This is a genomic window from Paenibacillus sp. NPDC058177, assembly GCF_042883835.1.
Classification (GTDB): domain Bacteria; phylum Bacillota; class Bacilli; order Paenibacillales; family Paenibacillaceae; genus Paenibacillus_AQ; species Paenibacillus_AQ agri.
Genome location: NZ_JBHVVB010000001.1, coordinates 1,918,669 through 1,941,214, shown reverse-complemented (window position 1 = coordinate 1,941,214; position 22,546 = coordinate 1,918,669). Strand labels below are relative to the sequence as shown.

Sequence of the window (22,546 nt, the reverse complement as noted above, 5' to 3'; positions counted from 1 at the left end):
CATCTGCAATCATTCAGGTCTATTACGGAGAGGATGAAATCTATGTCTGACGCTAGACAAATTAAAATCGGTTTATATATTGTCGGAACCGGCATGCATATCGGTTCGTGGCGGCTGCCGCAAGCACAAGCGGATGCCAGTATCGATGTAGGCTTTTATAAAAAAATCGCCCAGGAAGCCGAAAGAGGCCTGTTTGATGCGGCCTTTATCGCTGACAGTTTGGCTGTTGACGAGAATTCACATTCACAAATACTAAATAGATTTGACCCTACTGTCCTGATTACTGCTATTGCGGGTGCTACTAGCCATATCGGGGTTGTAGCCACTGCTTCCACCACCTATAACGAGCCCTATAATTTAGCCCGGCAATTCGCTTCGGTCGATATCATTAGTGGAGGGAGAGCTGGATGGAATGTGGTGACCACCGCTGATGCGACTGGACTTACTGCACTTAACTTCAGCCGGAAGGAGCATCTCCTTCATGATGACCGGTACAAGATTGCAGAGGAATTCATCGATGTAGTGAAGGGCTTATGGGATTCATGGGAAGAGGATGCTTTTATCCGCAACAAGGAAACTGGCGAATTTTATAATCCGGAGAAGGTGCATCTGCTCAATTATGAAGGCGAGTTCTTCCAAGTTAGGGGGCCGCTCAATATTGGACGCACTCCACAGGGTCATCCGGTGCTATTCCAGGCAGGCTCCTCCAACCCGGGGCAAGAACTGGCTGCAAGAACGGCTGAGGTGGTATTCAGTCACAAAAAATCGTTCGAAGAAGCCAAAGACTTCTACAAAGAATTGAAAGGCCGGATGTCCAAGTATGGACGGAGAGAGGACGAACTGCTTATTCTGCAGGGGATCTCTCCAATTATCGGGCGAACGGAAGCCGAGGCAGCAGAGAAGGCGGCGCTATTGGACTCGACGGTTATACAGGAGCAGGCCCTGAGATTCTTGTCCGGCTATGTGGGGAATGTCGATCTGACCGCTTACAGTCTGGATACTCCTGCATCGCAAGTGACTTGGCGGGAAGTGAACAGCATCCAGAGTGATTTTGATAGAATTCAAAAAATCATTCGTGAAGAGGACCTGACGATCGGAGAGCTTTATTCTAAAATCAGCAATGTGTCATCGGATGAGTCCCTGCGTGGAACACCGGAACAAGTGGCAGATACGCTGACGTATTGGTTTGAAAATGGCGCCGCCGACGGGTTTATATTCGTTCCGCCCGCACTGCCGGACAGCCTGACTGACTTTGTCGAGCTAGTCGTACCGATTCTTCAGGAACGGGGCATCTACCGGACGGAATATGACAGTACAACCTTGCGGGGACATTTGGGACTCTCTGTTCCGGTCAACCGCTATGCAAAACAACCATTGCCTGCAAGCCAGATTTAAAAGAGGAGCTATAAATCAACTCCAGAATATGCGGCAGGCAATAGATCAGAACGCAGATTAGTAGACTATTCAGTGGCTTCTCTTAAATCGCTGCAACATTATGTGCTAACACTCGTCAATAGGGTTGTAACATTCCAATTACTGGCGAGGAGACAGCAATGATGAACAAAAAATTTGCAATGCTTGGTGCTACGGCTATACTTACTCTCACGATTACTGGACAAAGCTTTGCCGCCGGGGTGGCATTTACCGATCTTGCAAATATCCCGGCCAAGGATAAGATCATCTCTTTGCAGCAAAAGGGCTACATACAGGGTGTTAGCAGTGATCGCTTTGATCCTAAGGGCACACTGACTGCAGCTCAGGGAATTCAGCTTCTTGTTAATGCCTTTGATTTGAATATTGATCTGTTGCGATTTATCAAAGAGCCGCATGCGACTGATTATTTCCCTAAAGCAAATGATGCTGCGTGGTATGCCAATACTCTGATCATTGCGGCCAACAACAACATTGACCTGTCCAAAGATCTGGACCCCGGAGCAGCATGGACCAAGGAAGAGTTCACCCACCATTTGATTCTGGCCATGGGGACGAGTAGCAATCTGCAGATGATCAAAATCAAGCCGATGGAATTTGGCGACCAGGGCCAGCTTAGCACTGCATTTGACGGGTCCGTTCAGCTTGCACTTGTGCTTGGAATTGCCAAGCTGGATCAGAACAACAATTTCAAGCCGCAGGAGAAGATCACACGCGCCGAAGCGGCGGAGCTGGTCTATAACGCGCTGGCATACATCGAGGAACACCCTGCGCCGGCGCAGGGTTCTTAAGTCGGGATGCTGGAAAAGAGACTTAACTAATCGCCCTCCCATCATAAACAGCTACAGCAGAAGACCACTTATCCTTCATTGGGTGAGTGGTCTTCTTGCGTGTTAGGTGGGCAATGCTTGTAGCAACACATGATTATTTTATAGAAAATGCTGATCAGCTTGGATGTTATATCTGGATAGATTAACCTACACTAGAAGTACGGCTAGAATGGAGTTTCTGTTAGGAGGCGAAAGTGGTGACGGAGTCGATTTATTTTGGAAGTGTGTTTACTGCGGGGGTACTGTCGTTTTTTTCCCCTTGTATATTGCCGTTACTGCCTGTGTATCTTGCCTACCTCGGCAGCTCAGAGCAGGGCAGCGGTCAAGAAGGGGTCTGGAAGCTGGGGAAGATGACAATCTCGCCACTGCTTATAGGTAGAACCTTGATGTTTATTCTGGGGCTTTCAGCAGTTTTCGTAATGCTTGGTTTCGGGGCAGGCGCACTTGGGGGAGTACTAGGGAGTTCGTATTTCATAACAGTCTGTGGAATCGTCGTTATCTTGTTCGGGATTTACCAGACGGGTGTGATCAAGCTTTCTTTTTTGGAAAAAGAAAAGCGCATAGACGCTGATTTACAGCATAAAAAAGGATTCGCGGGCGCTTTTCTGCTCGGGTTCACGTTCAGCTTCGGCTGGACCCCTTGTATCGGTCCTGTGCTTGCAGCTGTGCTGGGCCTTTCGGCAAGCGGCGGCTCGGCGGGAGCGGGAGGCATGTATATGCTGATCTATACCCTGGGCTTGGCGTTACCGTTTCTGGTCATGGCTATATTCTCCAGCCTGCTGTTAACGAAGGTGCGTCGGATTTATAAGCATATGCGCGTATTGAAGGCCATCTCAGGCATCGTATTAATTGTGATGGGACTGCTGCTGGTTAGCAATAAGCTGAACCTGATTACAACCTATTTTCAAGTGTAGAAGGAGGAAGGCGTCATGAAAAAGATGAAGACATGGGTCTGGGTCGCAATAGCTGCCCTACTAGTGATAGGCGCGATTGGTATTTATGGTAGAGAGGGTGTCACTTCAGCATCGGTAGCTGGAGGGGCAGTGAACAAGGGGCAGCCTGCACCAGCGTTCACGCTTAAAGATTTGCAGGGAAATGAAGTGTCCTTAGCTGATTTCAAAGGGCAGAAGGTATATGTGAAATTCTGGGCGTCCTGGTGCCCTATTTGCCTGGCTGGGCTGGATGAACTGGATCAGCTGTCGAGTGAGCAGCATGACTATAAGGTGCTGACGATCGTCAGTCCTGGATACAATGGGGAACAATCGGCTGCTGATTTTACAAACTGGTTCTCCAAAAGAGGGTACGACCATATTCAGGTGCTGTTGGATGACGGAGGTACTTTGACTCGTAAATTTGGCGTGAGAGGATATCCCTCTTCTTATTATATCGGTTCGGATGGCATTCTGGTCAAAAGCGCACCCGGACATAACACCAATGAAGTGATTGCCGAGACATTTCAATCCATACATTAAAACAGAAGGATACGGGAGGGAATTATGAAACGACTAGGACTGATAGGTTCAATGCTGCTATTGCTGGTACTAAGTGCTTGCACACCGTATAATTTAATCACTGAAGGAGCGGGAGGGATTGCTTCCGCAGGCGGGGGCACAGCGACAACGGCTTCTCTGCCGAATCCGAACAAGGAAGTGGATTACTCAGGGAGTGAACTGCGCGATATTTATTTTGCCGGCGGGTGCTTCTGGGGCATCGAAGCTTACATGGCCCGGGTATACGGGGTTAGCGATGCTGTGTCCGGCTATGCCAACGGTACCGGAGAGAATCCTTCTTATGAAGATGTTGTCCGCGGGGACAGGGGGTTCGCTGAGACGGTCAAGGTCAGCTATGATCCGAAGCGGGTGAGTCTCGAACAGCTTATCGCTGCATTCTTCAAGGTCATCGACCCGACAAGTGTCAATAAGCAAGGCAATGATCAGGGAATTCAATACCGGACTGGGATTTATTCGAACAATGCGGCGGATCTGACCGTGATTAAGGAAGCAATCGCGAAGGAACAGCTGAAATATGACAAGAAAATCGTTACCGAAGCACTGCCGCTAAGCAATTTCTATATGGCAGAAGAGTATCACCAGGATTATCTGGAGAAGAATCCGAACGGGTACTGCCACATTGATCTGAGCGTGGTGCAGGATGTAAATATTCACATTGATGCCGCTAAATATCCTAAGCCAAGCAATGAGGAACTGAAAAAGAAGCTGACCAAGATCCAGTATCAGGTAGCCGTACTAGCCGATACTGAGCATGCGTACTCGAATGAATATTGGGATCAATTTGAGCCGGGCATCTACGTAGATGTCACAACAGGTGAGCCGCTGTTCGCCAGCGCTGATAAATACGATGCCGGCTGCGGCTGGCCGAGCTTCACCAAGCCAATTATTCCGGAGGTAGTAACTTACGACGAGGATCACAGTTTTGGCATGACCCGTACAGAGGTACGGAGCCGGGCAGGGGATATTCATCTGGGTCATGTTTTCGATGATGGACCGGCAGACAAGGGCGGCAAACGCTTCTGCATCAACAGTGCTTCCATCCGTTTCGTTCCGCTGGCAGACATGGATAAGGAAGGGTATGGAGATCTGATTGTTGTCGCTAAATGAGGATGAAGGAGTCTAAAGGTTATGTATAAGCTGCTGCTTGTTGAAGACGAGGATCTGGTAAGAAACGGCATCAAGCGTTTCGTCCCTTTCGATGAACTTCATATTGGTGAAATCTATGAAGCCGCGAGCGGAGACGAAGGATTGCGGATTTTTGAGGAGCAGCTCCCGGATCTTGTGTTGCTGGATATTAACATGCCGCGCATGAACGGACTGGACTTTGCGACAAGAATCAAGGTGCTGAAGCCGGATGTCAAGATTGCGGTGATTACCGGTTATGATTATTATGACTATGCGGTAACCGCTTTGAAGATCGGGATCGATGATTATGTACTGAAGCCCGTCTCTAGAAAAGATGTGTTCGAGGTCTTGAGCAAACTGGTGAATAAACTTAAGAATGAGGGTCAGCAGACTGAACTGCTGACCCTTCTCAAGGATATGCAGTCACGGACAGGCGGAACCGTGCCGGTCAGTGAACCGGAAGGTGAAAAACAGCATGTGGCTCAGGTGATTGAGAGCAACCTCGCAAATCCGGAGTTCTCGCTAACCGCATTAGCGGAGCAGATGGGCTTCAGTTCAGGCTATATGAGTACATTGTTCAAAAAGCTGTTCAAGGTGTCTTTTCAGGACTATATCGTATCCCTCAGGCTGGAACGGGCCAAGCTGCAGCTACTGGCTTCAGATAAAAAGGTGTACGAAATTTCCGCGGACGCAGGGTTCGATAACCCGAACTATTTCAGTTCTTCTTTCAAGAAGAAATTTGGCATGTCGCCCCTGCAATACCGTGAAAGGATCAAAGAGTAATGAAACCCTTCTTTCGCTCGTTACAATTTCGGATTCTGTGGATTTACATACTGATAAGCATTCTGACGGTCGGGATTACGGGCAGTGTTCTTTATGTCGGTATATCCAGAGTGGTGATGAACCAGTCCGTAGAATCCAGTCAGATGGCGATTGCCAAGGGCGGCACGTATGTGGAGATGTATATTGACCGTCTCAACGTGCTGTCCACGATGCTAGCCCGCAATCCCGAGACCGTCCGCACACTGGCAGAAAAGAATAAGACCGGTGAGCGGGATGTCCTTCAGTTTATCCAGAATGTGCTGATTTCGGACCCGTTTATTCAGTCGGTGATCGTGATCGGCAAGGATGGCTATGTATTATCTAATGAACAAAAATTGAATATGAGACGTTCGTCGGATATGATGGAAGAGCCATGGTACGTAGCTGCCATACATAGTAACATTCCTGCGCTCACTTCTGCACGGATGCAGAAGTTCTCTATGGACAAGGATAACTGGGTGATTTCCTTGAGTCAGGAGGTCAAAGATGAGCGTGGGCAGAATCTTGGCGTTGTGCTGTTGGACATCAAATACAAGGGACTTGAGGACTATCTCAACGGCTTGGAGCTGGGCAGCAAAGGGTATGCTTTTATTATCAACAGCAATCATGAAATGGTCTATCATAAGGACGTTTCGTATTTTGTGGACAGCGCCAAGCAGAAGCAGCTGATTGCCATGAGTCAGCAGGCCCAGGGATATGATCTGAAGGAGAACCGTCTAGTCTACCAGACCCATCTGAAGGGGACAGATTGGACCCTGGTAGGCGTCAGTTCTTTGGACGGATTGCAGCAGATTCGCATGCAGCTGATGAAATCGTTTATTATGGTTGGCGCAGCACTGCTGCTGCTTATCTTGGTAACGTCGCCTTGGATTGCGAAGAGCATGACCCGGCCGATCCACCGGCTGGAGCAGGCGATGCAGCAGGTCGAGAGTGGACTACTGGCCATCAGTGTGCCTGAGACCGGTGTTACAGAGGTGCAGGGACTTGCCCGGCACTTCAACTCTATGGTACTGGAGATCCGTCAACTGCTGAAGGATATTGAGACCAAGGAGAGATCGCTGCGTCTGCATGAGCTCAGTGTGCTGCACAGCCAGATTAACCCGCATTTTCTATATAATACGCTGGATACGATTGTATGGATGGCGGAGTTTCAGGATACCGAGCGGGTCATATCAACGACGAAGGCGCTCGCCGAATTCTTCCAGCTGTCACTGAGCGGTGGTGAAGAATTTACGACGATTGAAAAAGAGATGGCGCATGTATCCAAGTATTTGATCATCCAAAAAGAACGGTATGGCGACAAATTGTCATACGAGCTGGGATATGATCCCGCTTTGTCGGATCTGGTCATTCCCAAAATCATTTTGCAGCCGATGGTTGAAAATGCGATTTACCATGGCATACGAGAGAAAAACGGACCGGGATCTCTTGAGATCAGCTGTGGCAGGACAGTCGAAGGCAGCGTACAGTTTATCATTAAGGATGACGGAGCAGGCTTTGATCCTGCCATTCTTGAAGCCGGCACTGAGGCTTCAAGGCAAGAGCCGGTACCACAGGTACGATCCAAGCTGGGCGGAATCGGCATTCACAACGTGGATGAACGTCTCAAGCTATATTACGGGCAGAATTACGGAGTTACGATCACTTCCGCGCCCGGACAAGGGACCGAAGTCAAAATCGTTATCCCCTGACCCGCATTTCGGAAGGGAGAGGAACAATGATGGATAATACACAGATAAACCAACCAATGACTGGCAGCACAACCCATAAGATCAAGCTTCCGTTCTGGAATCTGCCCCGTAAACTTAACCTCATGCTGCTGATTATGTTCGTCATGATGGTTACAATCATTATTACTGCTGTGCATTTACAGAACCGCAACTTGGTTATTGATGAAAACACGGAGCAGGCGCAGATGATGGTAAAAACCTTCGGTGCAGCGATTCAGACTAACGACGATAGCCTGCAGAACTACCTGGAGCAGCAGGTGCGGATGCAGCCGGAAATTGTATCCATGAAAATCTATGAGGCAGCGGAAGGCGGAAAGGTCATTGCTGCCAAGGATGGTTCGCTAGTGGGGCAGGCAATCACGTCAGAAGCGCTGAAAACCTTAAGTGATAACCGGGAGCAGAGCTTTTACAAGGATGAACAGCTACAATTTATCGCCCCCGTACATATTGATAATAAAACCGCTTATGTGGTGGATGTCGTATTTTCCTTAACACGGGAACTGAAATCCGCGGACAAGCTGTTGTTCAATACTTCGATCATCGGCTTGATTCTGTTGGCTTTATTCGCGTCTATCCAGTACTTTTTGATCCACCAGAAAATCTCCAAGCCGATCCGTGAGGTTATGGAGCTGGCGACAGAGATTTCTCGTGGTAATCTGCGGATCAAAATTCCTGTGCAGCGGCGCAAGGATGAGATCGGCCTTCTGTATCAAACTTTTGGCCAAATGACTGAGAGTCTGACACATCTGATCGGTAGCGTACGGTTCGGAACCGGGCAGGTTAGCAGGGCGGTCGATCGGCTGGTGGTAAACGCGGAAACAACCGAAGCAGCTGCGCAGGAGATTGCATCTAGTATTCAAGAGTTGTATGACGGCAGCAATCTGCAATTGCAGCTGTCACAGGACAATGCTGATGCCATGGAGGAGGCGGCCGGAGGCATTCAGCGCATTGCAGATTCATCCCAGAGTGTCGCTGATATCAGCGAAGAAGCGACGTCGTTGGCGCACCAAGGTGATACTTCGCTCGAAGAGACGATTCATCAGATGGGCCGGATCAAGTCTACCGTGAATCAGTTGAACGAAGTGCTGCATAACTTGACTGATAAAACAAAAAGAATTGACGAGATCCTCCAGATTATCCGGCAGATCTCTTCCCAGACCAATCTGCTCGCATTGAACGCAGCCATTGAGGCAGCGAGAGCCGGTGAATCTGGCCGTGGATTTGCCGTAGTGGCCGGAGAGATCCGCAAGCTCTCGGAGCAAACCGGCCTGTCGGCTGAGGAAATCTCCGGGCTGGTTCATACGCTGCAGACGGAGTCTGAAGCTGCTCTGAACTCCATGGGGGCGGTGAATGATGAAGTTACCGGCGGAATGCAATTGACAGAGGAAGCTGGAGTCATTCTCAAGAATATACGGGGTAAAATAGAGGCCGTATTCAACCGCATTCAGGAGGTATCCGCTGCCTCCCAGGAAATTTCTGCAGGAACGGAAGAAGCGACAGCTTCGATCGTGCAGATGACCGAGATTGCCCGGCAGTCATCCGAGAAGACATACTTATCTTCCGAAAGCGTCAAGAGCCAGATGAACCAGGTCAATGAAATGAAAGAAATGTCCGACCAAGTCAAGGTACTCTTAAGTAATCTTAAAGATACGGAAGCGGCATTTGTAATTTAATATGTGGCCATTGGCAAATGGCTGCAGTACTAGTAAGCAGCGAGTCTTCTTGTATAGAGGAGATTCGCTGCTTTTTGTTTATAATGGAATATTTTACAAATCAAAGGGAGCCAGTTATGATAAGAGTTAGAAGGCGCTTGTGAAAATAGGAGCATATTTTACTTGGGAGGTATGTGTAAATGGAACTCATCCAGAGGAGAAACAGCATAGTGAAAGTAGCTTTCTATCTGTTATTTGCCGGGTATGCTGTGATAGCCATCAACCTTATCCTATTCAAGACGATCCCTGTAACAGCAATTTTCAGCACACCTAGTTTTGCTTTGCGAAGTGTGAACCTCATTCCCTATCACATAATTACAACTTACTTCAGCGATGATTCTATAGGGTTAAAACGACTGCTGGAGAATACTTTGGGTAATATTGCCCTGTTTATTCCTTTGGGGGTTTTTGTATCTTACATGGGTGTAATACGCTCTTTTCGGTTCAAGGTTGGCATTTTGGTGGCCACGGCAGTATCGCTTGAGGTCATTCAGTACGTATTGGCACTCGGCAGCAGCGATATCGACGACGTTCTGTTGAATCTAATTGGAGGGCTGCTTGGGATTGCTGTGTATAAAGGGATCGAGCGGGGGACGAGTTCGAGAGAGCAGGTACTGAACGCTGTCGTTGTCTTTTTCCTTGTAACGGGGATTGGCGGTATAGCGGTGATTGGGATTGTGGATCGCAATCTCCTGCCGTTCGGTAATCAGAAGGTTGAATATATTGATGAGAACAAAGGAATTATGGCGGGACTGGATGAGAGTACAAGTGACCTGTTCGGTGATCTGAAGGCGGCGGAGCAAAGTACCATCACAGTCTATCAGAATCCTAAGTATATAACTACTGTATCAACATCGGAAACAGTGGATCCGGCCAGTGAGCTGTATACCGGCATCTCCCTGGATGCTGCAACGAAAATCTTCATCAGACATATAAGTTCAGTGAAAAATCAGCTGATTTCCAGATATGAGAAAGGTTCTGTGGCGGATTTGGCTTCTTTGATGGGACAAAAAGGCACAGCTCTTACGGTCAGAGTGTGGTTGTCCGATGATGATGTTCAGGTTGCTAAAGCTGTTCTGGTTAGTGTGTCGGATTGAGAAATAAAGTGGAGCTAATTGCAGTGAGATTGCGAGATCGTCGCAGTAGAAATCATTTATTGTCTTCACGTAGTTCCGCTAAAGTTTCGGTCAAGGCTTTCCACTGTTGTGGGACCAGCGACTCTGCTGTGCAATATACAGTCTGCAAGTATTTGCTGAGCGGTATTAATGGACCTTTGACCAGAATTTCTTTGATCTCGGAGGGCTTACCCGGGACAAAAGTGGCTGTTGATTGCCTGAAGCGATTGAGTGGGAGAAACATTTCGCAGGACTTCCGGTAGGACATCCGGTGGGGATACCGCGGAGAGCTCCCGGAATCATATTTGGAAAGCACAATGATGTCAAAATGATCCGTCAGTAGTGCAGCAGCATCCAGTTGGAGAATGGCAAAGGATTCATTAGGCTCCCGGCGGGAATACATACCGAGCATCGCCAGGCAATCGCGTTTAGTAGGCCAGAGGAATACATGACGGTCGAGACAGGTTCTAAATTGCTCCGGAGAAGTGTTAGGGTCCATTGCTTCGTCGGTAATGCGCAAATGAGCGTTCAGAACTACCGCTTGCTCATTGAACAGGGTGGTATGTTTCTCGCTGCGACGCATGCCTGCCGATAGCTGAGGCGCAATAACGGATGGCGGGTACAGGGCATCGAAATGGGCGATGGCTTGCAGATTGGATGCCCTGGTGAAGTGATATAACGACCGTCTAAATGGGCTTTTAGTGATGTCGGCAACAATGTCCATGGAATTAGATTCTCCAATGCAAGGGATCGGTATGCTTGAAGCTACATTTATTATTATGAGCCTTAAGTGGGAAAATAATTTTATTGAGGATTTATTTCTATAGCGGCTTATTGAGCTTTTCTTTTCTGTGTTTGCTTACGAGATCCATAATGAAACTTATGAGTACTATAATAATAGAATGGAATAAAGGCTTAACCATGCTTGCGTCATCATAAATAAAATAGGCGAATATGAAATTAGCTATAAAAATAAACAGATATCCGAGGATTATGATCATTCCTTTCTGAGTGATTAATTTTAGTTTATTTTCAATATTAAGGTAAAATATAATTGGATTCAATTGTATTATATAGCACATTAAACAACACAGCGTAAATTATCGCAAATGATGCAGACTTTTAAAATAACAGCATACTTGTACCCTAAGGAACAAAATGAACCTTTGGCTCACAAGAATTTCACCCCTTCAGGTGTTTTCCCGTTATCAAAGTCTCTCTTAAGCTCGACCGCGACCTTTCCAAGGCGAATGTTAATTATTGCGCAGTGTCACCCTACATAATTGCCCTCCAAACTTCAAACAATGAGAACACAATCCAAAGTGAGAAGGAGATGAGGGCATGAGGAAATACCAATGGCGTCATCGGCTCATGACCGGGGGGAGAAACATAGCTGTGCTGCTGTCCGCCGGATGCCTGGCGATATCCGGGAGCTATGCTGCATCAGCAGCCGAAGCGTTGAACGGTAAGACGGTACTGACTACGGATAGTACGGCTGCTGATGTCAATGGACAACCGAAGGCTTTGTTGAACGGTCCAAAAAGCACTGTACCAACGGGCAATGAGGCGAAGGGTTCTCGTCAGACCCGCAGCCGGGTGGCTATCATTATTGATGATTTTGGTAACGACATGAAGGGAACGGACGAAATCTTTTCCCTGCCGATTAAGCTCACCGTGGCGGTAATGCCGTTCCTGCCAACCTCCCAGCAGGACGCAAAACGTGCTCATGAGCGTGGAGACGATGTGCTGGTCCATCTGCCGATGGAGCCAAAGAGCGGCAGACCGGAGTGGCTGGGCCCAGGAGCAGTGCTGGCGAAGATGACCGACGCAGAGGTGCGGCAGAAAGTCGAGGCGGCGCTGGAAAATGTTCCTTATGCTATCGGCATTAACAATCATATGGGTTCAAAAGTGACGGGAGATCCCCGGATCATGGGTATTATATTGGCTGTCTGCAAGGAGCGTGGACTATTCTTCGTGGACAGCAAGACTAATTACCGTTCTGTGGTGGGCCAGGTTGCACAAGAGATCGGTTTGCCCCGTGTGGAGAACCATATTTTTCTGGATGATGTTCATACCGCGAGCCATGTGCGGAAGCAAATGCGTCTTGTGCAGGAGCGGGCGCTGAATCAGCGTTACTGCGTAACCATCGGGCACGTCGGTGTGCAAGGCAAAAATACCGCAGCGGGGATTCGCAGCGGCATTGAAGACATGAAGAGCACGGTCGACTTCATCGGGATCTCCGATCTTGTAAAAGAAGAATGGAAGTGGGCTCCCAAGCCTACACTTCCATAAGATAAGCGGCAATGCCGTTCGCTACAGCTTCGGCAATCTCCTGCTGGCCAGCAGGGCTGCACAATTTCGCCCGGTCCGTTGGACTGCTGATAAAACCCGCCTCGACGATTACCGTTGTGGCGGTTATTTTATTGAGCAGATAAAAGGGCTTGCCGGGTCTTGAATCCGTCTGCGTACCATACAGATGGTTCAACTGGCTCTGGATCGACTTGGCGAGCATGAAGCTGCGCCCTTCCTGACGATATAGCACCAGCGGTCCATGCTTGGACGGGGAAGAAGCCCAGTTGATATGGATGCTGACGACAATGTTGGCAGGCAATGTCTCGGCCAGCTCTTTGCGCTGGGCCAGATCGCGCAGATGACGGGAGGAGCTACGCAGCCAGTGGTTCTCTTCACTGGGCGCATAGTCGCCGTTACGGTTCAGAATCGCATCAAAACCATCGCTGCGCAGCAGCAGGAACAGTTTGCGGGAGATATCCAGTGTTATATCTTTTTCGAGAATTTTCCCATGGGAGGTACCGCCATCCACACCTCCGTGCCCGGCATCGATCAGGATCATCCGGTGGCCATGGCCCAGCATGTGGTGCCGCTCATCATTATGCTGCTGCTCCTGCGTGGAATGCACCGGTTCGGCTCCGGCATAGCCTGGAGTCAGCAGCAGCATTCCAGCCGCCCAGCAGAGACTGATCCGGCGTAGGAACCTGGAGGAGCCTGGCCTGATGGTCAACTTCATCTAAACACGCCTCCTTACTCTGAAATGGGAAAAAGATCTGGGAGTGGTTACACTGTTAGATTGTGCCGCTACAGGCAAACCTATACGAACCTCTTCCCCAGGGTTTAGTTTTTCTGATGAAGGAGCACACTATAGCTATAATGAAGTGTCCATCAGATCAAGGATAAACAGTGCAGGAGGTGGCCAATATGGCTTCAGGCGGCGATGAGCTGGTGAAGTATATCACCGAGAAAATAGTCGTATTTATCGAGGACCCGCGTAGCAGTATCCGTTCCCATAAGGAAATGGCGAAGCAGCCGTGGTCTGAGAAGTGGTTCGGTATGATCCCTATGGGTTGGTCTATTTGGAGGGGGAACTGGCCACGAAAGGAAAAGGACTCTGTATCCTCCTTTAACGGGCATGATGCATAGTCTGGCTCTAGTCCAGCCCACTAAAGCAAATAACCTTCCTTGTGCCAGAAATAGGCGCTGGAAGGTTATTTGTCATGTTCAGATATCCTCATGATCACATCATCATCGTATCTCTAATTGAATGACGCTGTACGATTGCCGGGTAACTTATGAAGCGTGCCGCTCTGGATCAATACGGACAGCGGCAAGTAACGTTTGCCTCCTGCCCCTGTAGCTGCGTATAGAGCCGTCTTGGCGTCTCCAGTTTTCTCTGCCGGCAGCCAGCTCTGGTAGCCTGTAATCGTAAAGGGCGCTCCGAACAGGTCATTGCGGCCCGCTGCCTGAAAGACAAGGCTTACGCCGGGAGCAATCTCAGCAGTAAAGCTGTCCGCATCCTTGACAGCCAGCTTGGGCGATGTCAGCCATAGCAAATCGGCATAAGGGTCGTCTGTTCCTCCGGTCCGGTAAGCAGTATGAGGGACGGTAGCCTTTTTACTGGTTACATCCTCTACACTGACTGTTGTATTCTTGAGTGCGTTATCCGCCTGGCTTAGCGTCCAGGGCAGGATCTGTGGTGCAGCGGCATCGATAAAAAGAAGCTTGCCGTCAATCTTTAATTTCCATACTGGCAGAAGGGGTGCATACAACGCTGTAAGTTCCAGAGTACCCGAATAAGTAGAAGAAATAAGTCCTTGCTGCACCAGTAACCGGTGCAGTTCACTCAAGCTGTAGGGGAGACCATAGGTTCCGGCTCCATATTCACTCAGTACATAGCCTCCATCCTCTGCGGCGGAGATAATCATATAACCGATGCGCTGCTTGCCGTTCATCACATTGACCAGCCAGCCATGCGTTCCGGGACCCAGTGGGTAATATTGAGGCTTTGCACTTGCCCATTCCTTGAAAGGGGCCTGCTCAGAGAGCTTCTCGATATTCGATTGGGCGAAGTCTTCCAGAGTGACAGGGGCGGAAGCCTCCTGAAACCGGAAGATGGGCGGTACCTCCTGTGAGACAGCCTGTACAACGCTTATTCGGCTACCAGTCGCAGCGAGCTGCGTTGGGAAACCAAAGCTTGCTGCTGCCAGTACCAGGCATAACAACAGCAGGAGGGAAGCTGGGAGCCTGCGGCGGCGTCCCCGCTGGACGAATATTTTCATATCACCGATCACCTTTCTTCTCCATGGGCTTACTGATATTGTAAAGGACAAGCTGTAAAAAGAGTGTTGCAAGCTGTCGCGGCCGGCTGCGGGAATTCCGCTGTTTTTTTGCCTGCTTTTAGCGAGCCGGGTCGCATTCTATGTCTTCCGCAAATGGAACAGTCCATAGGTCACCGCAGAAACTGCAATTTGCGGTTCATATTGCCATGAGGTTTCCTGCCGGCGCCGGGCATACTGCTCCTCGATCTCTTTACGCTTCTCTTCATCCGGTTCCTTGAGCAATTCTTCGTAATAGACGTCGATGATAGCTAGCTCTAGCCGCAATCGTTCACGAGCTTCTTCCGCCCAGCTATAATCCAGCTCTGCAAGACGAGCGGTAAGACTAGCCTCGAGCTGTTCCGCGCCTGCCGTCACCGACATTTCAAGCGGCTGTACATGGACATTCTCTGGGAGGCGTGGGGTCAGCTTGAGTGGTGACAGCTTGCTTCCAAATTCATAGGTGATGACACCTGTGAGCAAAGAGATTCCCATAAAATGCAGCTCCTCACGCTTCAGGTCACATGACATCTCCACCTTGTAATAGACTCCAAGCCACGGCTCATAGGCTGCTGAGAACAGGGTTGTCCGCTGGCGACTCCCAGGATCTTCGAACAAGTAGAGACACTTGCCTTCCTCGCGGGCAGCTTCCCAGATCTGGCGCAGCCGTTTGCTGCCATAGATAACATCCTCGCGCCTGATCATGCCGGGGCCTATCCGGGGAAGTGCGGGTACAACGCCGAAGTAGCGGGACAAAATGCTGTCCTGCGGATTGCCCGGAGGGGCGGGAGACCCGACAGAGCCTGCAGAAATGATGCCCGCAGGTTCTGTGGCGGCTTCTATTTCCGCAGGCTTGCTGGTTATTCCATGGCCGATGTCGGCCCTCATTAACCCCGGATTACCTAATCCTGGACTCCGGGGTGCCAAGGCGGCTTCAGCCTGACGGTCATATTGTTCAGGATTGAACACGAACGTGAATGACAGCGTCTCGGGTGCTACCCCGGTGCGTTCTACGAAGCCCCAATAATAGGGGCGATCCGTGAGCATCTGATCTGCACGGGGAGAGAGCTTGACTGTTACATGCAGGGGAGAGGTCTCAATAATCGAGCAGTCTGTGGCCTCAAGATAATCCATAACCTGCTTGCGCACTTGCTGTGGGGAGAGGGTCATATGGTTGTCTCACTTTCCTTCTTGATGCTGGTATTCAATTGACTTAGCGACTCACCAATATGGTTAAGACCACTGCGCAGCTGGTCCTCGTCTTGCGATTCCAGCATGATCTTGTACAGGCTCTTCTCCAGCGATTCCTTCTTCTCGAACTTTTCCAGAATGACGTCGAGTCCGCCGATGACCATCTCGAACATATTAATCTTCTCATGCAGCAGATGCAGGATATGCTCTTCAATGGTGCCTTGGGTCGACAGGTTATAGATCATCACGTCATTTTGCTGCCCCAGCCTGTGAACACGTCCGATCCGCTGCTCTACCCGCATGGGATTCCATGGCAGATCGAAGTTGATCATATGGTGGCAGAATTGCAGATTGATGCCCTCGCCGCCGGCTTCTGTGGCAATCATCACCTGGGCGCGGCCGCGGAACAGATCCATCATCCAGTCTTTTTTGCCACGGTTCATGCCCCCGGAATAGGTAACGCATTGCAGCCCGCCTTCACGGAAGTATTGCAGCAAATACTCCTGAGTGGCCCGATATTCAGTGAACACAATCACCTTTTCATTCATTTCACGGATCAGCGAGAGGGTCTTTTCCGCCTTGGTATTCGCTTTTACCGTACGAATCGTCTGGAGCAGTTCCATCATCCGGTCACGCTTAGGGGAATCCTCAGGCAATTTCTTGATCAGGTTCACCAAGGTGATAAAGACGGCATCCCGGCTGCTGCATACCTCCCGCTGTAGAGTGACAAGAGAGAGCATGCTGCTGAGATTCCCGCCAGCCTCTTGATACTGGTCTTTGACAAAGGCAGTAACCCCGTCATAGAGTCGCTTCTCTTCTTCCGACAGTGTGAGGGGGATGTTGCGGACTTTGCGTTTCGTAAAATTGACCGGCCCCTCTCCGCGGCGGTTGCGGATCATCAGCTTGGACAGCTCCCCGCGGAGCTGCTCTTCGTTCTTTGGCTGGCGCTTATCGACAACAAAGTTAGTGGCAAAATCTCCTTGATTCCCCAGCTGTCCCGGCTTCAGCAAAGTAATGAGATTGAACAGCTCGCCGAGGTCGTTCTGCACGGGGGTGGCGGTAAGCAGGAGGCAGTATTTTTTACGCAGCTGCTGTACGAACTGGTAATTGGTTGACTTCTTATTCTTGAGTTTATGGGCCTCGTCAATAATCAGCATGTCGTACTCGTTGTTCATCAGTACTTCTTTATGCGGATCACGTTTGGCAGTGTCCAGAGAAGCGACGACAATGTCGTTACCCCAGGAATAGGCTTTCTTCTGAGCAATGGCAGAAATGCCGAATTTGGCGTTCAACTCCCGAACCCATTGCAGCACTAAGGAGGCCGGAACGAGAATCAGTACCTTGGACACGAGTCCACGTACGAGATACTCCTTGAGGATCAGCCCGGCTTCGATCGTCTTGCCAAGTCCAACCTCATCGGCGAGAATGGCCCGACCCGACATTTGGAATAGCACCTTATGTGCTGTATCGATTTGGTGGGGAAGCGGGGAGAGGCCGGACAAATGCTTCATACATTGCAATTCGTCGAAGCTACTAACCAGACCGGCTTCTTCGCCCTGCACGGCCAGCTGTGACAATCGCCAGTCGCCCCAGGGTCCGCCTTTATCAAGCTTTGACTCCAAATCCTGTAGCCAGTTCCGGTTGAAAGAAAGAGGAACTGGCAGCACGGGTGCAGGCTGACTCGCCCCAGCGGGCAGAGAATTACGGAATAATTGCGTCATACGGCATTCTCCTCTCGCAGTGATTCATATTGAATGTGTAAGAGTAGTATGCGCGGAAAAGAGAGGATTCATAACCCGGGAGAGTAAAAGCGGGAGAGGGGGAGTAAGGAATTGCTCTGTCCATAGAAGATAAAATTCCCCTCTCATATGTACTCCTCTTTGATTTAGAGCTTCATGCATTGAAAGAACCGGGTAACATGTTTCGATAATTAAATGAGTGGGCAACATATTTAGGATGTATTTCGTGATGAACTAATGGTGGGACTAAAATACTTTACCGAACGTTCCCAACATGGTATGATGCATTTGGGATAAGAACATTAGCATGTTAGATTGTGATTGAGATAGATCATTTTTTAATTATATTGAGAACGAACATTCTCGAAAATAAAAGGAGATGGAAAATAAATATGACAACACAAGATCAAAAGGGAAAAGTGGCATTGATTACAGGAGCTACTCGTGGAATTGGTGTGGAAACCGCTCGTGGTCTTGGCAAAATAGGTGCTACCGTAATTATCGGCGCCCGCGATGAGGAAAAAGGACAAGCTGTTGCAGCGGAACTGAAACAAGAAGGATTAGATGTAGTAAGCGTTAAAATTGACGTGAATACCATCTCAGATCATGCTGCTGTGTATGACTACATTGAGAAGAACTTTGGGAAACTAGATATATTAATCAATAATGCGGGGATCTTATTGGATGAGGAAAGTGTATCGGTCGAAGTTGTTAACCGTACAAGTACACTCCCAATTGAACTTCTTAGAGAAACGTTCGATGTTAACTTTTTCTCACTGATCCAGCTGACACAAACCTTATTGCCGCTTATCCGTAAATCTGAAGCAGGCCGCATTGTAAATCTGTCCAGTATTCTCGGCTCTCTGACCGCGCATTCAGATCCTAGTGCTCCAATTTATTCAATGAAGACATTTGCATACAATGCTTCTAAAACAGCCTTGAATGCTTTTACTGTTCATTTAGCACACGAACTGAAGGACACGCCGATCAAGGTGAATTCCGTTCACCCGGGTTGGGTCCGCACTGGACTTGGAGGAGAGAAAGCCTCCTTGGATGAAAGAGAAGGAAGTCTGACCAGTATTAAGTTTGCTACACTGCCAGCCGATGGTCCAACAGGTGGTTTCTATCACCAAGATAAGCAACTGCCTTGGTAATGTCGATTTTAAAGAACGAACTCTCTGTAAAAGCGATTTAAGATTTCTAACTTTCTGTTATTGATTATATGTGCCAATAAAAGACGCTACTACTCCAATTCTTTGGTGTTTGTAGCGTCTTTTTGCTATTCCGAAAATATAACCTACACTAGAGATAGCTGCCTATAAGATTCTGGAAATGAAAATAGTTGTGACAAAATAGCTGATATATCCGCAGTGATTACAAGAATGTTACCAGTTTTTCATCTGCATATTCATGTACACATGCGGGACTGATAGAGGAAGAATTGCTAGAAAAAGCAGGGTCGATCCCCTGAAAAATAAGCGATAAATAGCAGTATAATCTATGAATATGTAGAAAGAATGTAAGAGCAAATAAAGTTGTGAATCTATCAAATGGCATTGACAGGAGGGGGACATCTATACTACTATACAAATAGTTACAAAATATTAATCAATGTTGCCGAATTTCAATCGTTGAAAACGGGGGAACCACATCTGGGTGAATTATTCCTGAAAGCAAGGGAATATAGGGAAACCTTTAACCGAACCCTCAGCTAACTCCGTAGGCATTTGAAGGGAGAATCACGGTCTGAAGAAGTTTATTGTTTCTGTACTTGGAGCCGCTATTCTATTAACTGCAGCACCAGCCGCATTTGCCAGTGACGTTAACGCTAAGATCGACAATGAAGTGAACCAACTCCTTGGTACTCCTTACGTATGGGGAGGCACAACAACAGCGGGTTTTGACTGTTCCGGATTTATTCTATACATATTCAACAAGTTCAATGCGGGAGATCTTCCGCGCACCTCGCAGTCCCAAGCTAAAGCGGGTACAGCTGTCGCTAAAGAAGATCTTCGTGTCGGAGATTTAGTATTTTTCAATACCCTTGGTAACGGAATTTCTCATGCAGGTATTTATATCGGTGATGGTGAGTTCGCTCATTCCTCCAGCAGCAAGGGCGTTCGCATCAGTAAATTGTCGGAATCGTATTATGCTGATCGTTATGTTACCGCACGCCGTGTCGTGAGTGAGACAAGCTATCTGGCCATGACTGGACAGAAATAATTCAGAAAATACATAGAAGGTGTCCCGAATTAGCCAGCTTTCTGGCTGTCCGGGGCACCTTTTGTTTTTAGAGTATGCTAAGAGATTAGCGTAAAATATAGCCGCCGTCCGGGAACAGGGTGCTGCCGGTGGTATATCCGTTCGTCATCAGGTATACAACAGTATGTGCGGCTTCTGCGGCTGTGCCGATCCGGCCGAGCAGGTTGATTTTGGCATAGGCGTTATAGGATTCGTCCCGAACCGCTTGTTCGGCGCCTTCCCAGTTAAATTCTGTGTGAATCGTTCCCGGGGAAATGACATTGACCCGAATAGGAGCCAGCTCCACCGCCAGCGCTTTACCTAGACTTTCGATGGCTCCATTGCAGGCAGCGTAGGAAGCGCCATCTGTGAGCGGTCTTTGCCCAAAGGCACCAGACATCAGTACGACCGAGCCATTGGGGCGCATCTGCGGGGCAGCATATTTTACAGCATTGTATTGCGGCCAGAATTTAGCGTCAAAGCAGCTGCGGGCAACCTCCGCACTTGACGTAATCGGCCCTCTGACATAGCTGGCGCCAGGCGTGAACAGATGATCGAATGGCCCAATTTGCTCGAAAAAGGATTTCAGCTGTTCCTCATCCTTGTTGTCCAAAGTATATATTTCTACGGAGTCTTCGCCCAGTCTTTCCTTTGCTAGTTCCAGTTTGTCCAAGGACCGACCTGCCAGAACGACGGATGCACCTTGTTCCACCGCTTGTTTGGCTGTTGCCAATCCAATCCCGGAGCTTCCTCCTATAATAACGACCCGCTGATTTTGTAGAGTAAGAGTTGACATGATAGGTTGTTCTCCTTTATTCGTTTGTTGGTTTCCATTCTATTATTGGGTAAAATAACGGCGCTGCACAGTACGCACTTTATTCGTACCCGGTACGAAAATTCGTACTATCAGGAGAGACGTGCAATTGAGGGGCGTCACAGGTATGATGGAGAGAACAGGAGAGGTGATGATGATGAAACGAAATTCGCAGGAGCCCAGACTGACAGGCGTTCTGGCAACCTTGGATGTTATTGGGGGCAAGTGGAAGCCGCTGATCCTGTTCATGCTGCTGGTGGACGGGACGCAGAGGTTCGGGGAACTGCGGCGGAGGATACCGGACGTGTCCCAGGGAACGCTCACAAAGCAGCTACGGGAGCTGGAGGAGGACGGGCTCATTGACCGGATCTTTTATCAGGAGATGCCTCCACGCGTGGAATACAGCCTGTCTGAGCACGGTAGAACGATTGCAGTAGTACTGGATAGCATGTGTGGTTGGGGCAGAAGCCATCTTAACTTCGTAAATGAACGTGAAGATGCTGAAACGACTGTCAGGGAGAACTGAGGGAACGGTAGCCTGAGGAAAATAGCCTGTAGGGCGCATTTAGGCAAATAGGGTGTCTACTCTCGTTAACAAGTTGAAAGCTGCTGAGCAGCTTACTATAGCCGTATAAAAAGAGCAGAGCCGAGGATATCGGCTCTGCTCTTTTGTATGACAAGATTGTTCGCCAGATGGGCGAGACCTATTGTTCCAGGCGGTGTCCGCCGTGGAAGACCGGTCCTACGTACTGGTTGAACGCGAAGCCGTTGCGGATGGCTGCAGAGACGAAGTCTTTCGCTTTGGCAACCGCTTCGTCTACGGTCAGGCCGTTCGCAAGTCCACCGGTAATCGCAGCCGCAAAGGTGCAGCCTGCGCCGTGGTTGTGTGCCGGTTCGATTTTATCCGCTTCGAAGACGGTGTAGTCTGTACCGTTAAAGAAGACGTCGATTGCTTTGGAGCCATCCAGTGCCTTACCGCCCTTAACAACAACATTGCGGGCACCCAGTCCGTGGATCAATCGTGCAGCTTCTTTCATATCTTCGATAGTAGTGAGTTTGCCGAGACCGGACAATACACCTGCTTCAAACAAGTTAGGTGTAACTACGGTGGCTAGAGGCAGCAGCAAATCGCGGATCGCTTGCGCGCTCTCCGGGTTCAGCACCTCGTCTTCACCTTTGCAGACCATAACAGGATCAATGACAACATTGCCCTGCAGATTCTCACGGATTGCTTGCTCGGCTACCTTAACAATTTCTACACTGCCCAGCATACCGGTCTTCATGGCATTAACTGGACCGCCAGCGAAAATGGTTTTAAGCTGCTCAGCAACGATAGCCGCATCCACAGGATAGACATTATGGTGCCAGCCGTTGTCCGGGTCCATTGTTACAATGGTGGTCAGCGCGCTGAAGCCGTACGTTCCATATTCCTCAAAAGTTTTCAGGTCAGCCTGAATGCCAGCGCCTCCGCTGGAGTCACTACCGGCAATGGTTAAAGTCTTGATTATTTTTGACAATGCAAACGTCCCCTTCTTCTATGTCTCAATTCATAAGTACGAATTGAATTGATTATAACAAAAATCGGCACTTAGTGAAAATACATCAGAGTTTCATATTATACATTGAAAAAATCATGAAATCTCTGTTAGTCTGATAGAGTCCATTTTTTACAATAACA

Annotated in this window: 21 protein-coding genes and 1 riboswitch; of the genes, 14 read left to right on the top strand and 7 right to left on the bottom strand. The window is 48.9% G+C overall.

Features of this window, described 5'->3' with window-relative positions:
• The first annotated feature begins 42 nt into the window (after window positions 1-42).
• The 9 genes from ACFVU8_RS09195 (at window position 43) to ACFVU8_RS09155 (ending at window position 10,258) form a co-directional block, all read left to right on the top strand.
• A complete protein-coding gene (locus tag ACFVU8_RS09195) occupies window positions 43-1,395 on the top strand; it encodes an LLM class flavin-dependent oxidoreductase (RefSeq protein WP_387426915.1) in 1,353 nt (450 codons plus the stop codon).
• Window positions 1,396-1,553: 158 nt separating this feature from the next.
• Window positions 1,554-2,222: an S-layer homology domain-containing protein gene (locus ACFVU8_RS09190; protein WP_387426913.1), complete on the top strand. Its 669-nt coding sequence runs from the start codon at window positions 1,554-1,556 to the stop codon at window positions 2,220-2,222.
• Between the two features lie 236 nt (window positions 2,223-2,458).
• Window positions 2,459-3,175 (top strand): cytochrome c biogenesis CcdA family protein, encoded by a 717-nt coding sequence (locus tag ACFVU8_RS09185; RefSeq protein WP_379466348.1) that lies wholly within the window; start codon window positions 2,459-2,461, stop codon window positions 3,173-3,175.
• A 15-nt stretch (window positions 3,176-3,190) separates the two neighbouring features.
• Complete coding sequence (locus ACFVU8_RS09180; protein WP_387426911.1) at window positions 3,191-3,733, top strand: TlpA family protein disulfide reductase; 543 nt, start codon at window positions 3,191-3,193, stop codon at window positions 3,731-3,733.
• A gap of 24 nt (window positions 3,734-3,757) precedes the next feature.
• Window positions 3,758-4,879 (top strand): peptide-methionine (R)-S-oxide reductase MsrB, encoded by a 1,122-nt coding sequence (msrB, locus tag ACFVU8_RS09175; RefSeq protein ID WP_387426909.1) that lies wholly within the window; start codon window positions 3,758-3,760, stop codon window positions 4,877-4,879.
• Window positions 4,880-4,900: 21 nt separating this feature from the next.
• Window positions 4,901-5,680 (top strand): response regulator transcription factor, encoded by a 780-nt coding sequence (locus tag ACFVU8_RS09170; RefSeq protein ID WP_175374428.1) that lies wholly within the window; start codon window positions 4,901-4,903, stop codon window positions 5,678-5,680.
• Complete coding sequence (locus ACFVU8_RS09165; RefSeq protein ID WP_379466345.1) at window positions 5,680-7,410, top strand: cache domain-containing sensor histidine kinase; 1,731 nt, start codon at window positions 5,680-5,682, stop codon at window positions 7,408-7,410. The genes ACFVU8_RS09170 and ACFVU8_RS09165 overlap by 1 nt, the downstream gene beginning before the upstream one ends.
• 26 nt (window positions 7,411-7,436) lie before the next feature.
• A complete protein-coding gene (locus ACFVU8_RS09160) occupies window positions 7,437-9,122 on the top strand; it encodes a methyl-accepting chemotaxis protein (protein ID WP_387426907.1) in 1,686 nt (561 codons plus the stop codon).
• A gap of 209 nt (window positions 9,123-9,331) precedes the next feature.
• Window positions 9,332-10,258, top strand: a complete 927-nt coding sequence (locus ACFVU8_RS09155) for a VanZ family protein (RefSeq protein WP_387426905.1) — start codon at window positions 9,332-9,334, stop codon at window positions 10,256-10,258.
• 52 nt (window positions 10,259-10,310) lie between these two features.
• On the opposite strand, the gene ACFVU8_RS09150 is transcribed toward ACFVU8_RS09155, so the two are convergent.
• Window positions 10,311-11,000 (bottom strand): DUF7002 family protein, encoded by a 690-nt coding sequence (locus ACFVU8_RS09150; RefSeq protein WP_387426903.1) that lies wholly within the window; start codon window positions 10,998-11,000, stop codon window positions 10,311-10,313.
• Between the two features lie 617 nt (window positions 11,001-11,617).
• On the opposite strand from ACFVU8_RS09150, the gene ACFVU8_RS09145 reads away from it, so the two are divergent.
• A complete protein-coding gene (locus ACFVU8_RS09145) occupies window positions 11,618-12,568 on the top strand; it encodes a divergent polysaccharide deacetylase family protein (protein WP_387426901.1) in 951 nt (316 codons plus the stop codon).
• Here the strand turns inward: ACFVU8_RS09145 and ACFVU8_RS09140 are convergent.
• Entirely contained in the window at window positions 12,555-13,301 is a 747-nt protein-coding gene (locus tag ACFVU8_RS09140) for an N-acetylmuramoyl-L-alanine amidase family protein (protein ID WP_387426899.1), read from the bottom strand. The genes ACFVU8_RS09145 and ACFVU8_RS09140 overlap by 14 nt on opposite strands.
• Before the next feature lie 188 nt (window positions 13,302-13,489).
• Here ACFVU8_RS09140 and ACFVU8_RS09135 point away from each other — a divergent pair, with 188 nt between their 5' ends.
• Entirely contained in the window at window positions 13,490-13,711 is a 222-nt protein-coding gene (locus ACFVU8_RS09135; RefSeq protein ID WP_379466339.1) for a YqzE family protein, read from the top strand.
• 113 nt (window positions 13,712-13,824) lie between these two features.
• Here ACFVU8_RS09135 and ACFVU8_RS09130 read toward each other — a convergent pair whose 3' ends face one another.
• The 3 genes from ACFVU8_RS09130 to ACFVU8_RS09120 all read right to left on the bottom strand — a co-directional run bounded on the left by ACFVU8_RS09130 (window position 13,825) and on the right by ACFVU8_RS09120 (window position 17,795).
• Window positions 13,825-14,847 (bottom strand): hypothetical protein, encoded by a 1,023-nt coding sequence (locus ACFVU8_RS09130; RefSeq protein WP_387426897.1) that lies wholly within the window; start codon window positions 14,845-14,847, stop codon window positions 13,825-13,827.
• A 138-nt stretch (window positions 14,848-14,985) separates the two neighbouring features.
• The gene (locus ACFVU8_RS09125; protein ID WP_387426896.1) at window positions 14,986-16,053 is read right to left on the bottom strand and encodes a YqhG family protein; all 1,068 of its coding nucleotides are present in this window, start codon (window positions 16,051-16,053) and stop codon (window positions 14,986-14,988) included.
• Window positions 16,050-17,795, bottom strand: coding sequence for a DEAD/DEAH box helicase (locus ACFVU8_RS09120; RefSeq protein WP_387426894.1), 1,746 nt, complete (start codon window positions 17,793-17,795; stop codon window positions 16,050-16,052). The genes ACFVU8_RS09125 and ACFVU8_RS09120 overlap by 4 nt, the downstream gene beginning before the upstream one ends.
• Before the next feature lie 410 nt (window positions 17,796-18,205).
• Between ACFVU8_RS09120 and ACFVU8_RS09115 the strand changes: the two genes are divergently transcribed.
• Together ACFVU8_RS09115 and ACFVU8_RS09110 are read left to right on the top strand one after the other, a co-directional pair.
• Window positions 18,206-18,967, top strand: a complete 762-nt coding sequence (locus ACFVU8_RS09115) for an SDR family oxidoreductase (RefSeq protein WP_387426893.1) — start codon at window positions 18,206-18,208, stop codon at window positions 18,965-18,967.
• 451 nt (window positions 18,968-19,418) lie between these two features.
• Window positions 19,419-19,555, top strand: a riboswitch (cyclic di-AMP (ydaO/yuaA leader).
• A 4-nt stretch (window positions 19,556-19,559) separates the two neighbouring features.
• Window positions 19,560-20,036, top strand: coding sequence for a C40 family peptidase (locus ACFVU8_RS09110; RefSeq protein ID WP_387427230.1), 477 nt, complete (start codon window positions 19,560-19,562; stop codon window positions 20,034-20,036).
• A gap of 85 nt (window positions 20,037-20,121) precedes the next feature.
• Here ACFVU8_RS09110 and ACFVU8_RS09105 read toward each other — a convergent pair whose 3' ends face one another.
• Window positions 20,122-20,850: an SDR family oxidoreductase gene (locus tag ACFVU8_RS09105; protein ID WP_387426892.1), complete on the bottom strand. Its 729-nt coding sequence runs from the start codon at window positions 20,848-20,850 to the stop codon at window positions 20,122-20,124.
• Window positions 20,851-21,022: 172 nt separating this feature from the next.
• Here ACFVU8_RS09105 and ACFVU8_RS09100 point away from each other — a divergent pair, with 172 nt between their 5' ends.
• The gene (locus tag ACFVU8_RS09100; RefSeq protein WP_175374812.1) at window positions 21,023-21,394 is read left to right on the top strand and encodes a winged helix-turn-helix transcriptional regulator; all 372 of its coding nucleotides are present in this window, start codon (window positions 21,023-21,025) and stop codon (window positions 21,392-21,394) included.
• A 178-nt stretch (window positions 21,395-21,572) separates the two neighbouring features.
• Here ACFVU8_RS09100 and thiD read toward each other — a convergent pair whose 3' ends face one another.
• Window positions 21,573-22,385, bottom strand: coding sequence for a bifunctional hydroxymethylpyrimidine kinase/phosphomethylpyrimidine kinase (thiD, locus tag ACFVU8_RS09095; RefSeq protein ID WP_387426890.1), 813 nt, complete (start codon window positions 22,383-22,385; stop codon window positions 21,573-21,575).
• Between the last annotated feature and the right edge of the window lie 161 nt (window positions 22,386-22,546).

Excerpts from the sequence above, each read along its gene's own strand:
- ACFVU8_RS09195 (WP_387426915.1), top strand. The coding sequence starts at position 43 with ATGTCTGACGCTAGACAAATTAAAATCGGTTTATATATTGTCGGAACC.
- ACFVU8_RS09190 (WP_387426913.1), top strand. The coding sequence starts at position 1,554 with ATGATGAACAAAAAATTTGCAATGCTTGGTGCTACGGCTATACTTACT.
- ACFVU8_RS09180 (WP_387426911.1), top strand. The coding sequence starts at position 3,191 with ATGAAAAAGATGAAGACATGGGTCTGGGTCGCAATAGCTGCCCTACTA.
- msrB (WP_387426909.1), top strand. The coding sequence starts at position 3,758 with ATGAAACGACTAGGACTGATAGGTTCAATGCTGCTATTGCTGGTACTA.
- ACFVU8_RS09170 (WP_175374428.1), top strand. The coding sequence starts at position 4,901 with ATGTATAAGCTGCTGCTTGTTGAAGACGAGGATCTGGTAAGAAACGGC.
- ACFVU8_RS09165 (WP_379466345.1), top strand. The coding sequence starts at position 5,680 with ATGAAACCCTTCTTTCGCTCGTTACAATTTCGGATTCTGTGGATTTAC.
- ACFVU8_RS09160 (WP_387426907.1), top strand. The coding sequence starts at position 7,437 with ATGATGGATAATACACAGATAAACCAACCAATGACTGGCAGCACAACC.
- ACFVU8_RS09150 (WP_387426903.1), bottom strand. The coding sequence starts at position 11,000 with ATGGACATTGTTGCCGACATCACTAAAAGCCCATTTAGACGGTCGTTA.
- ACFVU8_RS09145 (WP_387426901.1), top strand. The coding sequence starts at position 11,618 with ATGAGGAAATACCAATGGCGTCATCGGCTCATGACCGGGGGGAGAAAC.
- ACFVU8_RS09140 (WP_387426899.1), bottom strand. The coding sequence starts at position 13,301 with ATGAAGTTGACCATCAGGCCAGGCTCCTCCAGGTTCCTACGCCGGATC.
- ACFVU8_RS09135 (WP_379466339.1), top strand. The coding sequence starts at position 13,490 with ATGGCTTCAGGCGGCGATGAGCTGGTGAAGTATATCACCGAGAAAATA.
- ACFVU8_RS09130 (WP_387426897.1), bottom strand. The coding sequence starts at position 14,847 with ATGAAAATATTCGTCCAGCGGGGACGCCGCCGCAGGCTCCCAGCTTCC.
- ACFVU8_RS09125 (WP_387426896.1), bottom strand. The coding sequence starts at position 16,053 with ATGACCCTCTCCCCACAGCAAGTGCGCAAGCAGGTTATGGATTATCTT.
- ACFVU8_RS09120 (WP_387426894.1), bottom strand. The coding sequence starts at position 17,795 with ATGACGCAATTATTCCGTAATTCTCTGCCCGCTGGGGCGAGTCAGCCT.
- ACFVU8_RS09115 (WP_387426893.1), top strand. The coding sequence starts at position 18,206 with ATGACAACACAAGATCAAAAGGGAAAAGTGGCATTGATTACAGGAGCT.
- ACFVU8_RS09105 (WP_387426892.1), bottom strand. The coding sequence starts at position 20,850 with ATGTCAACTCTTACTCTACAAAATCAGCGGGTCGTTATTATAGGAGGA.
- ACFVU8_RS09100 (WP_175374812.1), top strand. The coding sequence starts at position 21,023 with ATGATGAAACGAAATTCGCAGGAGCCCAGACTGACAGGCGTTCTGGCA.